The organism is Zunongwangia profunda SM-A87, assembly GCF_000023465.1.
Classification (GTDB): Bacteria; Bacteroidota; Bacteroidia; order Flavobacteriales; family Flavobacteriaceae; genus Zunongwangia; species Zunongwangia profunda.
On the sequence record NC_014041.1, the window covers coordinates 4,292,384 to 4,305,485 of the forward strand.

Genomic DNA, 13,102 nt, shown 5'->3' on the forward strand with positions numbered 1-13,102 from the left:
CATGAAGAAGTATGAACCTTATAGGAACATTCGGAAGGGTGCCGTCATCTTTGGGCTTTCCCTTCCCCTATTTGCACTAATGATGCTTTCAATTATCGCTTCCCTGTTGGTCATCATTTTTTCCTTCAGCCTGGGTATGATTATCAGCGCTATGCTCTTTAATGCATTCTTGTATATCGGGTTAAACCGTACCAGCAGGCTCCTAGAATTTATGCAGATGACAGGGGCATTTCCGAAAATGATTAGTAACAAAAAAGATTCTGGTATCGATTATGAAAAAAATTAAGCTTTCCTCCCACTGGCCAATTGCCGATATCCGAGACAATATCGTTTTTTCCGGTAATGGTAACGTTGTGATATGTTATCAGCTGGACCTCCCTGAAATCTATTCCCTCTCAGAGAAAGATTTTGAAGACCTGCACGCCACCTGGTTCCAGGCGCTTAAATCCCTACCGGTGGGTACAGTAGTGCACAAGCAGGATATTTATGAGAAAAAAGCATTCACTGCAACTGCACTTCCAAACAAAACCTTTTTGGAAAAGGCCACCCGGGATCATTTTAAAGATAGAGAGTTTATGGAACACCGCTCCTTATTATTCTTCACCCTGACCAGGAACAAAGCGTTAAACAACTCCAAATACGTAAACCCTTTTCGAAAAGTCTCCAGAGGCATCATCAGGGAACTTGATGCGAACCTGCAAAGTTTTATCAGCTCGGTAAGTGATTGTGTTTCCTTTATAGCAAACAGCCGAAAGATTTACATACAAGCATTAAAACCAGAAGAAATCACCAATCTCACTACCGAATATTTTAATGGTTTCAATGAGGGTTTCGATACCGATATCCTACTCGAAAAACAACATATTCAAACTGGGGATAATTATTTTGATGCCTTAGCTATCAATAGCGAGCTGTGCTTTGGCGAAAGGGTACAGTCGAGCAAGACCAATGAGAAATTCACATCCGATGATTTTGTATTTCACCAGGGGTTTATTGATGGGCTGGGGCTTCATTTAAAGGAAAACCATATAGTCAACCAGATCCTCTACCTAGATGATAAACACAAGTGGCGCAAGCTACTGGATAAAAAAGTAGAAGAACTTAGCAAAAGTTCCAACTTTGGATCACAAAACAAAGTCGTTCTAGGAAAGATTCAGGAAATCCTGGAAAAAATTAATAGCGATGATAACGCACGGATTATCCGGGGCCATCTTAATGTCATCTTTTGGGATCGGAATCCTCGTAATTTGGAAGGCATTGCCTCTAAAATTAAGGCGGAGTTTAAGGAACTGGATATTACCCCTTACGCTCCGCGGGGCGAAGAACGAAAGAATTACCTGCTGAACAGCTACTGCTGCTTCTCTTCCAATTTTTCCGATGAAGATCTTTATGTGACCGATTTAAAACATGCCTTGTGCCTATTTATCAATAACACCAATTACAAATCGGACCCTACCGGTATCATTTTTAATGACCGCGAGCATAACATTCCTGTGCTAAAAGATGTTTGGGATGAGGGAAAGAAACGCATTAAGGCGCGGAACTTTGCCATCTTCGCCCCTACCGGGGAAGGGAAATCCTTTTTGGCCAATAACATCCTGCGCCAGTATTTTGAAAACGGAGTACGGCTGGTGATTATCGATCTTGGAGGTTCTTATACCAAGTTCGCTAAACTCTATCCTGATAAGTACACTGTATTGCGCTACGAGAGCGGAAAGAGTTTAGGGATCAATCCTTTCTACATATCCAATCCCAATGATGTAAACCCGGAGCGGTTGGAGGATCTTTTAGTGTTCCTATTAGAACTCATTGCTGCAGATGATAAAGTTACCAAAGCACAATCCGTAGCCATTAAAAAGATCCTCCGTTACTATTACAAAAACACCACGGAAAACCATTCCCTAGATAGTTTTTACCGTTTTATCGAGCAGCGAAAAGATGAGCTGCTGGAATCCCTTAAAATCCATCCCGACTACTTCAATGTTATTAACTTTTTGCATGTGCTCTCGGAGTATGTCGGCGATGGTCTATACAGCTTCTTATTTGAAGTTAGCGAAGATCAAACTTACAAGATCGAAGATAAGCGGCTGATTGTTTTTGAACTCGATGAAGTTAAGGACAATAAAGAGATCCTCTCGGTGATGCTCAAACTAATCAAGTCGGCGATCCAGCGTACGATCTGGAAAAACAGGGCAGAAAAGGGAATCATCCTTTTTGATGAATTCGCCAAGCAACTCAAGTTTGACAATGTCCTTGAAAGCGTTGAATTCTACTACCAGGCCATCCGTAAACAGAACGGTGCCATTGGAATTATTTTACAATCCATAAATCAGCTTCCTAATAATGCGACTTCCTCAAGCATCCTGGAAAACACCCAGGTGATCTACAGCCTGAATAATGAAAAAGGTTATGAAGAACTGGCCAGGCGCTTGAGCCTGTCCAGCCACGATCTCAACCAGTTGAAATCGATCAGGAATAATTTGACCGGCAAGTGCAAGTACACCGAGATCTTCATTAAGATAGGCAAGGAAAGCAACATTTTCCGCCTGGAAGTACCACCCGAAGTCTATGCCGCCTATCTCACCGACGGCACCGAAAACGAGGTCATAATGGCCATTTATAATGAGACCAAAAATATGGAAAAGGCTATAGAGGAATTCATCAGGAAGGCCTAAATGCTCATTAACAATTAAAACAATTCGATATGAAAAATAAACACAAAACCTGGATACTCACACTTGCCCTAGCTTTATTTTCATCTGGCCACATTGTGGCCCAGGGGATGCCGGTGTATGATAACACGAACTTTGTCAGCCTGGTTAAATCTCTTGTGGAATCAGCCAAGCAAACCGCTAATCTTGTCAAGACCGTCAACTTTTTAAAGGCACAGAAAGAGAATATAGAGAAGGTCAATAGCGTGGTACAGGATTTAAAAGCCGTTCGTGAGATCGGTCGTAACAATCAGCGGCTTATTGCGGTGATGCAGGATGATCTTCGGGATATTTTGAATTCCCCTTATATCAAACCCGACGAAATAAGCAGGGTGACCGAATCCTTCAGTGCCGTGGTAGATAACTCCCTGGAGACCGCAAGCTTTATCGATGAGATTTTATCAAGTGATCATTTAAAAATGAGTGATGCCGAGCGGGCGGATGTTCTAAAGCGAAAAGAACTCGAGTCTAAAGAAATGGTGACCGATGTGCGGCTAAAAACCAAGCGTTACCGCGAGATCATTTCTTTTCGGGAAATGCAGGACAGGATCAATAATCGGGAAACAGGCTTTTGATGATGGAAGGGGTAATCATATTGGCTGTAGGTGTCGAATATATCGATGGTGTTTTCCAAACCATCCAGGAGAGCGAGTTTTCCCGCTATACTATTGTTAGCATGAAAACTTTGGCTGTACTTTTCTTTTTGGTAAACATCCTTAAAAAGTATAATGAAGGGATAGCCGATAGGCAGGGCTATACCTGGGGGCTTTCCCCCGGTGATTTGGCAAAAAACTTTGCGGTGGTTTTACTAGTTATTTTTTCAACGCAAATCCTGGGTTTTTTTGACAATATTCTTGTAGCTATTGAAAATCAATACCGCGATACAGCTCCTGCCCTATTGCCACTTCAGATGCAGGAGATCCCCATCGAAGAAGATGTCTCCCCTATGGGGGCGATGCGTAAAGCTATGGCTTTACTTTATGAGGCTCTAGTTACGCCGCTATATGGGTTTAAAACCTTTGCTTTTCTTATCAGCCTGTTTTTATGGATTTTGGATTTATTCATTTATCCCTTATTCCTTGCGGAGCGCTACTTCCTGCTTGGGATTATGCAGGCCTTTTTTCCGCTGGTACTTAGCCTGGCGGTATTTGAAAAGTTTCGCTCGATGGCCTATGGTTTTTTCCGGTTGTATGCAGCGGTATATATGCTGGTGCCTGCATTCTTCCTGGTTAATGTATTTATCAATGCTCTTTATACGGAAATCAACACCAATTTTTGGGAAAACCTATTCGGTACGGATTACGGGAGCGGTTTTTTTGCCCCTGTGGTAGAACTGGGTTCGATAGTATTTATCGTTTTTTTAAAATTCAAGCTCTACCGGCGTGCCATTTCATTTACCCTGAGACTGTTCACCACTTAATCAATAGCAACCGATATAACCACTTTAAATCATTGAAAAAAATATTCTAAAAATGAAAACACCTTATAAAAATATCTATTCGGTATTAAAGGTAAACCGCTTTATCGTGCTGGCCGTAGTGCTTTGCTCGATGTTTTGCAGTGTGTTTGCAATTTGGATGGCCATCTCCACCAGGAATAAGGCCTTGAACAGTGCCTTCGCCATCAATACCGACGGCAGTATTATTCCTTTAAAACTGGTTACCCAAAAAGAAAACTTCCGGGTAGAGGCCCTGGCCCATTTGGAGCTGTTTCACACCTACTTCTATAATATTGATGCCAGCAGCTATGAGAAAAACCTGGAAAAAGCATTATGGCTTGGCAATAGTTCGGTAGATAACCTATACAGGCAGAAAAAGGCCGAAGGGGTTTACAACCGCTTATTGCAGTACTCACTGGTTCAAAAGGTATTAACGATCGATTCGCAGCTCGAAGAAAAGGAGGAATCGTTTCATTTTAAAACCACTGTTATTTTTGAAATCAACCGCGGCAATATAGTAGACACCTATGAATTAGTAAGCTCAGGAAAACTGCTCATCGTAGATCGACACTTTCCCCATAACCCTCACGGACTTCTCATAACGGATTATTTCGAAAACAGTTTAAGAAAAGTACCCTCACAAAATTAAAATTAGAACGGATGAAAATTGAAAAGAACAAAATTGTATTCATTAGCGTCCTGGTGGTCATTGTGATTTTTCTTGTCACCTATACCTTAATGATCACTGGGGAGGAGGAAGAGCAACAGGAAAACCTCAGGCAAACGGAAATCCCAGCCCTTGAAGAAGAAAGCCAGCAAACCTATGATTCCAAACTGGAGGCTATTGATAACCTCAAAGAAGTTCGGGATAGGAATGCGCCAAGTATTTATGATGAAACGTTTTTGGATTCTTTAGGTTATTACGACACCGAGCTTTTGGAAAAAGAAAAAGAGCGCAAGATCGATAGTATTTATGAGCTGGGAAAAGCCCGGCAGGCGCAAATTGTAAACCTTACACAAACTCGGCCAACCAGACCACCGGAGAATAACGGCTCATACTCAATTAAAACAATAGCGAAGGCTGATACTGCAGAGATTCAGGAAGCGCAAAAAATAGCGGCCAAAGAAATGGAATTGGAACATCAATTATTCTTTGCTTCTGCATCTATGAAACCCGAGGTTTCTTCCAAAGAAGCTACCGATAAGGAAATTAAGGTGGTCGTCGATGGCACCCAGGTAGTCAAAGCCAACTCCAGGCTTCGGATGCGACTTTCGCAGCCTGCCAGGATTGGTGATAAACTTATTCCCAAAAGCACCCCGGTTTTTGGTTTTGTTAGTTTTCAGCCTAATCGTGTCCTGATTGAGATTGAAAATATCAATAAGCATCAAACTAGCCTAAAAGCTTTTGACCTTGAAGATGGTAGCGAAGGTATCTACATCGAGAATAATTTCCGGGCGGAAGTAACCACGGAAGTCTTGGATGATGTAATCGGTGATATTAATATCCCAAGTGTACCCCAGGTCACTGGAATAAGCAAAGTATTTCGCCGAAATAACCGCAATGTAAAAGTGACCATTCTAAATAATTACAGATTAATTCTCAAAGCCAGCAGACCTGAATCAAATTGGGGATTGGCTAACCAATAAAACAATCATTATGAAAAAGTATATTTTAACCAAGGCCGCTCTACTTGTTTTTATTATGACCAGTGCACAAACCCAGGAAAAACTGGACACTATTTACGCTAATGAGTACAAGAATGTTGCGCTATTTTTTCCAGAGGAAATTAGCCAGGGTATTACCGGTGCTGAGCATTTTGTCTTTACCTACAACCGGGAAAAGCAGCAACACTTCGGACTGCTGCAGGCCAAGCCCGGCAGAGAAAGTAATTTACTTGTTATCGGAACAAATGGTTCGGTATTCTCCTATATCCTGAAGTATAAGAAACAGCTTTCCCGGCTGAACTATTTTATCCCTGAAGCGGAAAGGATTGGAAAAGAAAAGCCAGTTGTCAAGGATTCAGTTAAGGACAAAAAACCGCAAAAGAACTTAAACAAGAAGGAAGATCATTACCGCAGATTCTGCAGCTACCTGCTGAGTAAAAAGCAACACATAGGCCGCATAAAAAAACGCAAGAACGGTATTATTTTAAGTGTTGAGAATATCGTTTATAATAAGGAGCAGCTCTATTTTGTGATCGAAATTGAGAATAGATCCAGCCTGGATTATGATCTTAATTTCTTAAACCTGGCGATTGAAACCCGCAAAAAGGGAAAGAAGAAATCCTTACAACGCTTATACCAGGATCCGGTTTTCAAGTACAACTTGCCGGCTAAGATTGGAAAAAAACAAACGGTAAGATTGGTTTATGTGATGCCAAAATTTTCCTTGTCTAAAGAAAGGAGGGCGATATTGGAACTTAATGAAAAGGATGGGGAACGTAATTTAAAACTAAAGATCTCCCATCGGTTTATTAATAATCCTAATTGATAATTTTGAAAAATTCCGACTTTAAAAGTTTAAATTTTTCTGGCTTTTGCACCCCTGCCAGTCAGTCTATAACGCTGTTTACTACTTTGTGGTTTCTCGGGAATGGTCATTTCAATCAAGCCTTCGGCAAGTGCAGGTTGCAAATAATTTTTTCTAAAATTTTCTCTATCGGAAAGTCCTAAATGATATTGCAACTCACTTCTGCTATCTTCACCATTAATCACATTTAAGAGATCCTGAACTTGCGGGGTTACTTGCGGGGTCTCTTGCAGGGTTACTTGCGGGGTTTCATTAGTAGTTTTATCAAAAACTTCTTCTGAAGCTGGAAAAACCATTCGTAAAAAGTTCTCGGAGAAACGGAAGGAATCTTTACTATAGGATTCTAATATTCTGGGGATCCCCGATCCAAGTTGTTCTACCAAATCTAGGTCTTTATAAATGCGCATTAATTCTTTGTTGCGGGGAATCGAAAAACCTTCAAAAAATTCATTTTTACTTAAGCCATCCGGTAAAGAACCTGCAGAAGTGATTTCTATCCGATCACTAAAAATTTCAAACTTTGGAGCTATTTCACGAGTGTAATCATTATGGACAAAGGCATTTATAATGGCTTCCCGCAGTGCAATGGCATTCCAAAGACGATGTTCTTTTCGTTCACTGTGGGTGATTTTGGTAATCGTTCGATTTTCCAAGTTCATTTTATCCAATACGCTCTTAGTGGCTTTTATTAAAGAGCAGTAACCATATTCATTACTTTCAACTAAATCGACCCGTGTATTCCCTTTATACTTAGCTAATTTAACAGAAACATTATTTTCATCTGCTAATAAATATGCTGCATAATTCAAGTCTCCTCCTGTCGTAGTTAGCTCTAAATTTTTTCTGAATTGTTTGTTGAGGGGCTTTTGTTTTTCCTGGTAATATATATGAAGTTGCTCAAACCTTAAATCCTGTCGGTGTGCTTTTATTTTTCCGATAGAATTTCGGGTACGTGTGGCAAAAAGTTCTTCAATGAGTTTTTGTGACATAGGCTCTGCCGCAGAACCAAGCCGTATAAAACAACCTTTTTCACTCATTCCAAATTTTTTGAGATGGTAAGGTTTTTCTGAACCGCTTGCTACGATGATTTTCAGAATATCATTCCCATCCCGTTCCTCAGTTACAATATCAAATAACCCAAGTGCAGAAGGCCGTATATTGTTCCTTACCCTATCCTTAATTTTCAATTGCACACTATCAGGATCTTTCACCCCAAAAGTTCTTCCTTCCTTATCAATCCCTATATAGATAATACCGCCTTCACGATAATTTAAAAAAGCAACAACTTCTTTCTCCAAACCATCGGAAAGCTCCCTTTTATATTCTATACGGTTGGTCTCACTCATAAAAAAGATTTTAACGCCACAAATATACTTATAATTACTGGTCAAATATAGACTTGGCCTCCTTATACACCCGCTCAAAATTAGATTCCAAATCAGCTTTGGAATAAGGTTTTTGATCTTTAGCCGAAGGCAGATCGCGCCTAATATTCTGCAATCTAAACTGTACCTTTTTATCCTTTCCATCTGCATAGGTTATAAATTCTCCCTGGTTCAGGCGAAAGAAAACATCGGCACGGATTTTTGGGATTTCCTTCTCCCCGGTTGTTACTCGGGTATCAAAATCAAGGCTATACCCGCGGTTGACACTGGTGGTAGGTTTCTTTACAATTTCAAAAAAGCGCTCGTAGTATTTGGCGGTGTCGGGGTCATTTACCTTTCCAAAGAACTGGTAGGACAGGTTGCTTAAAATAGCCTTACTAGCTTTATCCCCATACATCATATCATTTTGGATCTTATCCTGCATTACATAAATAGTAGCGATATCATAACTCCTCAGGGTTGCCGGGATCCGGTGCATATTCAACAAACGAAGGGTGGGGGCTTCTTCCATCAGTAGGAAGGAAGCTTTGGAGTTTCGCACACTCATTTGTTTAGTTATGGTATGGATAATAGTGGCTATTACCGGAGAGTAGGAAGCTTCGTATTTTGGATTGTTCACTACGGAAATAACTGCAGGGTTTTCTTCACTATTAATATTAAGCGGAACCTCATCTTTAGAAAGCACCATAAAAATCTGCTGGGTACTGATCCTTTTAAGCGCATTGGCCAGGGTACTTTTTACACCGGCCGTTTGCCGCTCAGAATCTTTCCCACTGATAAAGGCATCGGCCATTGCTCGGGAGGTGGTATTGGTTTCCAAAAACTGGATCAGGCTATCGGTATCCAGGTACTGGTAGGTAGCGATAAGGTGCGGGAGCGTACAAAACTTCGGGTAATCCGTTTTTAATTTCCAGATCAGTCCCCCGATTAGCCCTTCTGCGGCATCATTAAAAAATTTTGTAGTCCCCGAGGTACCTGACTCTCGTTGTTCAAGTAGGTTTTCCACTAGGACCCGGGAGACTTCATTGACGCTTTCCTCATTTTCCAGGTATCGTGGAGCTATGGGATTCACCCGATGGATGATTTTATCAAAGGAAATAATCTTAAAGGGAATTTCCCGGTCCTTAAAAAGGGGATAGGCCATTTCGGTAAGCTCAAAGTCCTTATAGTCGTGAATCACCCCACAAAAATTTTCCTTTTGAAAATGCTTTAAAAAGCCATACACCACGCTTTCGGTCTTCCCGCTTCCGGCAGAGCCAATAACGGAAACACCGCGTTTAATATTCTCCAGTTTAAATTTTCCGTTGGTGGTCGTAAAACCGACTTGGTATTTTCTATCGATCTTTTTATTATTCTCACCCTTATGTAAAAATACATACATCAGGGTATTGATTAGGAGCAACGGACACCCCAGGAATAATAAAGCCGGAATCCACTGGTTATCCTGGACCCCATAAATGCCAAGGGTCACTATCAGCAATAAATTCAAAATAAAAGCAAAGCGGTTGATCAGCCTAAAACATATATAGAACAATATGCTTACCAGCCCGATGATCAGAAGCAGTCTAACAAGATTTTCTATGTCCATAATAATTAAAATTAAATACCGATTGAACTTGATTTAACGGCTAGCTCCACCCCTTTCTTAAGCCTGTTAAAAATTTTGAGGGCAACTTGTGCCTGGGAAGTTGGAATGCTGGGCATCATCGGGATCCCTGATTCCCGGATAAGTTTAAAAGCAAGTGCTTTTTCGTTAGCCGGTAATCCCATTAGCGCGGTAAAATAGTGGTTCGGGTTTTTAATAAATTCCTTTCGAGCCGTATAGGTTTCCACAAAATTGCGCTGATAGCCGAAGGTTTTATCAAAGGTCTTTTCTGCTTTTTCAAAAAAGCGGTCCCGGTCAAATCCGCGTTTAACGGTCTTACCATTAAAATTAACTTCCGAAGCTTTGTATTTACTTCCCGGGGATAAGCTAACCGAATTGGAAGCATCTTTTCTACTTACGATAATATGAATATGGCTTTGGTTTCCTGCTTTGGGCATCCCCTGTACAATTCGCTTACCATCTTGCCGGTGTGGTGCCCTGGTTTCCAGTTTCTCAATTTCCTTTTCCCGTTTTTGAATACTTCCCTGCATCAGCTCGGTTTCTATTTTTCGGATTTCACTTTTGAGTTGAAGGATTTTAGTGGCATAAGGTTGGTTTTCGCGAACCTGGCGATCTGTACCTTTAAAACTCCGGCTATGTTCAATTTTAGCGTAATATTTAATATCATTGACATTAATTGGCCTTCCGTCTATTTCACGGTTAAAGCAGGCCACATAATCCTTCATCAATTCCCGGGTGTACTTTTTTAGATCCTTACTACTGCTTTGTAGGCGTTTTAATTCATATTTGGAAGGGCTAACGGTAATGGAATAGAACTTGGGTTCTTTCTTTTTGAGCTTGGAGGTATTATTATCAATTTCTTTGACGACTTTCTCAGGGGTAATGGCATCCTCATATTGATTAAAGAAATGTTCCTTTACCCCTTCTTCTATCCCTTCATTTTCTTTTTCCAGGTAGCTAACAAAACCGGCCGAACTTTGGGAGTAATTCCCACCTAATTTTTGGGGAGTGATCGTGATATACATAGCAGGAAATTTTAAAGGTTATTATCAGAAAAATTCTTTTCACCCCTACCATCTTGTTCCTGTTTGGGAATACCATCTTTTTTCTCCCGGAGGATTTTCTTTTCCAGGATGAGGGGTTTCTTTGGAGGTGCTTCGGTTTGGAAAAGTGAGGCGATCATCGCCGCGGTAGGTTTGGTTTGGGTTTTTTCCATATCACGCATAATGGCAATAACCGCATTGATACGTTTCTTAAAAGAAGCTTCGATAGTCCTGCCGGTTGGCCCTAATTTTTCGTGGGGGGAAATTTCATTATAGAAAAAAAACTCCAGCATTGTTTCCAGGGCTTCGGTGTGTGATTTGAAGTGTGTTCTTGAAAATTCCTGGAAACGTTTTGCTGTTTCTTTTTTAAACCTGATGCCAATAAATGAGTCCATAATTCGCCGATTTGTCGCAAATTCTTCCCTAGAAATGGGCGTTGGCAGGCCATTTGTCGCAAATTGCTTAAACACAGGAATTCAAACAAACATTAAATAACTGATTTACAGTTATTTAAAAACGAAAAGGAGTACTTAACATCGCGTAGCGTGTTACCCTCTTGCTACTCCTTTTCGTCCCGCAGCGCGGGACAAAAATTCCGTACAATTTGGCCTATTGCCTGTCTTGATAGACAGTCAAAAGCCCCTTGCCATTTTTCAGGAAAAAATTTCCGTTGTTAATTATTTGATTGCAGGTTTATCGGCGAAAGTCAAAAATGGATACGCCTGCGTAAATTTGAATGCTGAAAGTCAGCGAAATAAATATAAGGATTTTTTTAGTACCAGGTTGTAATAAACAAATATTTCCTATTCAACAGGGTGAGCAAATTCAGGAATTTTTTTATCTTTATTGAATAGGTTTCAATGACCTAAAAAGAAAGGGGAAATTCAGGTAACAGCGAATTTTCCCTTTTTGTTTTCAAGGAATTGGTTTATATAAAAAACTGCCGAATACATTTTAGAATAAAATACTTGGGAGCTTCTTGAATGATTAACCTATTCAGATATTAAAAATATAGGTATAGGAATATAAGTTTTTTAAGCCTTCCTCCTCGATTATTTTCTTAAAATCGGATTGGTGTTCCCTTGCATACCTTTGGATCGATTTCCCGTATTTTTGGGGTTACTTCTTCCCGGGAAATTTTGATTAGCCGTTTTTGGGGTTTTTTGTTCAAATCGTTAAAATTCAGATAAACCATGACTTTCGGGTTTTAAAGCATGCCATTATCGGCAAAACTATAGTAATCTCCACCGGGCGTTAAAATCAAATGATCCAACACTTTGATATCAAATAACCCAGCGGCATTTTTAATTTTACGGGTAAGGTCTTTGTCGGGGTTACTTGGTAGTAGCGTTCCCGAGGGGTGATTATGGCAAAGGATAACCGCTGTACTAAGGCTCTTTAGGATAACTCCGAAAATAAGGCGCAGATCCACAAGGGTATAGGTAATCCCGCCTCTGGACACTTCAAAAATCCCTTTTACACGGTTATTGTTGTTGAGCAGAAGGAGTTTAAAACTCTCGCTCACTTCTATTTCATCTTTATCCCAATTGGAATAAAGGACATCGGCAGCGGTAGCGGAAGATTTTATTTTTGGTGCTTCACTAAGTTTTACCCTGCTGCGATAGGCTATTTTTATTTCACTAACTTTGGTTTTCATAATTATTGATTTTCTTAGATTAATAATTAAAAGAGGGCGCAACTTTGGAGATAGGCGCCCTCTTAGTTTTAAAAATTACTGGTCTGCGTTTTCCTTGTTTCCAAGGAATAGGATTTCATTCACCAAAATTTCGGTAACATATCGTTTCTCCCCGCTTTGGGTTTCATAGGACCTGGAAGTTAGTTTGCCACGGATGGCCACTTCTTTACCTTTATCAACATATTTCTCGATAAGCTCCGCCTGTTTTCCCCATGTCACAACATTGTGCCATTGCGTATCCTGTACTTTTTCTCCTTTTGAATTTTTATAGAATTCATTGGTTGCAATTGAAAAGCTGGCTACTTTTTTACCACTTTCAAGATTTCTGATTTCCGGGGTTTGTCCCACATTTCCGATTAACTGAACTTTGTTTCTAAGCGTACTCATAATTAAAAGATTTAAAAATTAATAATTGATTTACTTATTATATCCGGGGCGTTTTCCTGTTTTTGATTTTTTTTACTTCGCTTCCGGGTATGTTGTTTTGAAATGATTTCATGAGATTTTTATTTGATTTACTTCCTATAGAGTATCCTATGATAAATCCAAATTTCCTTTCATAATTTTCTTCTATAGTTCTGCTTTTTATCCACAAAGCCTTTTTGATCGACATACTTTTTATATCCAGAGCATTTTCCTTTTTTTGATTCTTTTGTGCCGTTGCGATATTTTGTGGTGGATTTGATTTCATCT

The 13,102-nt window shown here is 40.1% G+C and carries 14 protein-coding genes; 7 read left to right on the top strand and 7 right to left on the bottom strand.

From position 1 onward, the window contains the following. Window position 1 precedes the first annotated feature (1 nt). The 7 genes from ZPR_RS18920 to ZPR_RS18950 are packed head-to-tail and all read left to right on the top strand — an operon-like array spanning window position 2 to window position 6,640. Window positions 2-286 carry a hypothetical protein gene (locus tag ZPR_RS18920; RefSeq protein WP_041579128.1) on the top strand — a complete coding sequence of 95 codons (285 nt, stop codon included), beginning with the start codon at window positions 2-4 and terminating at the stop codon, window positions 284-286. Continuing rightward, the gene (locus tag ZPR_RS18925) at window positions 273-2,675 is read left to right on the top strand and encodes a TraG family conjugative transposon ATPase (RefSeq protein WP_013073388.1); all 2,403 of its coding nucleotides are present in this window, start codon (window positions 273-275) and stop codon (window positions 2,673-2,675) included. Before ZPR_RS18920 ends, ZPR_RS18925 begins: the two co-directional genes overlap by 14 nt. A 29-nt stretch (window positions 2,676-2,704) precedes the next feature. Continuing rightward, on the top strand, window positions 2,705-3,286 hold the full coding sequence (locus ZPR_RS18930) for a conjugal transfer protein (RefSeq protein ID WP_041579130.1): 582 nt from the start codon (window positions 2,705-2,707) through the stop codon (window positions 3,284-3,286). Between the two features lie 2 nt (window positions 3,287-3,288). After that, window positions 3,289-4,131, top strand: coding sequence for a hypothetical protein (locus tag ZPR_RS18935; protein ID WP_041579132.1), 843 nt, complete (start codon window positions 3,289-3,291; stop codon window positions 4,129-4,131). A 52-nt stretch (window positions 4,132-4,183) separates the two neighbouring features. Then, entirely contained in the window at window positions 4,184-4,798 is a 615-nt protein-coding gene (locus ZPR_RS18940; RefSeq protein WP_013073391.1) for a conjugal transfer protein TraK, read from the top strand. A gap of 11 nt (window positions 4,799-4,809) precedes the next feature. After that, window positions 4,810-5,796 (top strand): conjugative transposon protein TraM, encoded by a 987-nt coding sequence (gene traM / locus ZPR_RS18945; protein ID WP_013073392.1) that lies wholly within the window; start codon window positions 4,810-4,812, stop codon window positions 5,794-5,796. A 10-nt stretch (window positions 5,797-5,806) separates the two neighbouring features. Beyond that, window positions 5,807-6,640 carry a DUF4138 domain-containing protein gene (locus ZPR_RS18950; protein ID WP_013073393.1) on the top strand — a complete coding sequence of 278 codons (834 nt, stop codon included), beginning with the start codon at window positions 5,807-5,809 and terminating at the stop codon, window positions 6,638-6,640. Between the two features lie 29 nt (window positions 6,641-6,669). On the opposite strand, the gene ZPR_RS18955 is transcribed toward ZPR_RS18950, so the two are convergent. From ZPR_RS18955 to ZPR_RS18985, 7 genes are all read right to left on the bottom strand, one after another. Then, window positions 6,670-8,025, bottom strand: coding sequence for a Fic family protein (locus ZPR_RS18955; RefSeq protein ID WP_013073394.1), 1,356 nt, complete (start codon window positions 8,023-8,025; stop codon window positions 6,670-6,672). A gap of 34 nt (window positions 8,026-8,059) precedes the next feature. Next, window positions 8,060-9,652, bottom strand: coding sequence for a type IV secretory system conjugative DNA transfer family protein (locus ZPR_RS18960; protein ID WP_041579134.1), 1,593 nt, complete (start codon window positions 9,650-9,652; stop codon window positions 8,060-8,062). Window positions 9,653-9,663: 11 nt separating this feature from the next. Further along, on the bottom strand, window positions 9,664-10,695 hold the full coding sequence (gene mobB / locus ZPR_RS18965; RefSeq protein WP_013073396.1) for a MobB family relaxase: 1,032 nt from the start codon (window positions 10,693-10,695) through the stop codon (window positions 9,664-9,666). Window positions 10,696-10,706: 11 nt separating this feature from the next. After that, entirely contained in the window at window positions 10,707-11,108 is a 402-nt protein-coding gene (locus ZPR_RS18970) for a BfmA/BtgA family mobilization protein (protein WP_013073397.1), read from the bottom strand. An 812-nt stretch (window positions 11,109-11,920) separates the two neighbouring features. Then, window positions 11,921-12,370, bottom strand: coding sequence for a JAB domain-containing protein (locus tag ZPR_RS18975; protein ID WP_013073400.1), 450 nt, complete (start codon window positions 12,368-12,370; stop codon window positions 11,921-11,923). Window positions 12,371-12,445: 75 nt separating this feature from the next. Then, window positions 12,446-12,796, bottom strand: coding sequence for a single-stranded DNA-binding protein (locus ZPR_RS18980; protein ID WP_013073401.1), 351 nt, complete (start codon window positions 12,794-12,796; stop codon window positions 12,446-12,448). Window positions 12,797-12,833: 37 nt separating this feature from the next. Beyond that, window positions 12,834-13,100: a hypothetical protein gene (locus tag ZPR_RS18985; RefSeq protein ID WP_013073402.1), complete on the bottom strand. Its 267-nt coding sequence runs from the start codon at window positions 13,098-13,100 to the stop codon at window positions 12,834-12,836. Window positions 13,101-13,102 lie beyond the last annotated feature (2 nt).

What these genes read in the sequence shown, in the direction of transcription:
- ZPR_RS18920 (WP_041579128.1), top strand. Translation starts at nt 2, where the DNA reads ATGAAGAAGTATGAACCTTATAGGAACATTCGGAAGGGTGCCGTCATC.
- ZPR_RS18925 (WP_013073388.1), top strand. Translation starts at nt 273, where the DNA reads ATGAAAAAAATTAAGCTTTCCTCCCACTGGCCAATTGCCGATATCCGA.
- ZPR_RS18930 (WP_041579130.1), top strand. Translation starts at nt 2,705, where the DNA reads ATGAAAAATAAACACAAAACCTGGATACTCACACTTGCCCTAGCTTTA.
- ZPR_RS18935 (WP_041579132.1), top strand. Translation starts at nt 3,289, where the DNA reads ATGGAAGGGGTAATCATATTGGCTGTAGGTGTCGAATATATCGATGGT.
- ZPR_RS18940 (WP_013073391.1), top strand. Translation starts at nt 4,184, where the DNA reads ATGAAAACACCTTATAAAAATATCTATTCGGTATTAAAGGTAAACCGC.
- traM (WP_013073392.1), top strand. Translation starts at nt 4,810, where the DNA reads ATGAAAATTGAAAAGAACAAAATTGTATTCATTAGCGTCCTGGTGGTC.
- ZPR_RS18950 (WP_013073393.1), top strand. Translation starts at nt 5,807, where the DNA reads ATGAAAAAGTATATTTTAACCAAGGCCGCTCTACTTGTTTTTATTATG.
- ZPR_RS18955 (WP_013073394.1), bottom strand. Translation starts at nt 8,025, where the DNA reads ATGAGTGAGACCAACCGTATAGAATATAAAAGGGAGCTTTCCGATGGT.
- ZPR_RS18960 (WP_041579134.1), bottom strand. Translation starts at nt 9,652, where the DNA reads ATGGACATAGAAAATCTTGTTAGACTGCTTCTGATCATCGGGCTGGTA.
- mobB (WP_013073396.1), bottom strand. Translation starts at nt 10,695, where the DNA reads ATGTATATCACGATCACTCCCCAAAAATTAGGTGGGAATTACTCCCAA.
- ZPR_RS18970 (WP_013073397.1), bottom strand. Translation starts at nt 11,108, where the DNA reads ATGGACTCATTTATTGGCATCAGGTTTAAAAAAGAAACAGCAAAACGT.
- ZPR_RS18975 (WP_013073400.1), bottom strand. Translation starts at nt 12,370, where the DNA reads ATGAAAACCAAAGTTAGTGAAATAAAAATAGCCTATCGCAGCAGGGTA.
- ZPR_RS18980 (WP_013073401.1), bottom strand. Translation starts at nt 12,796, where the DNA reads ATGAGTACGCTTAGAAACAAAGTTCAGTTAATCGGAAATGTGGGACAA.
- ZPR_RS18985 (WP_013073402.1), bottom strand. Translation starts at nt 13,100, where the DNA reads ATGAAATCAAATCCACCACAAAATATCGCAACGGCACAAAAGAATCAA.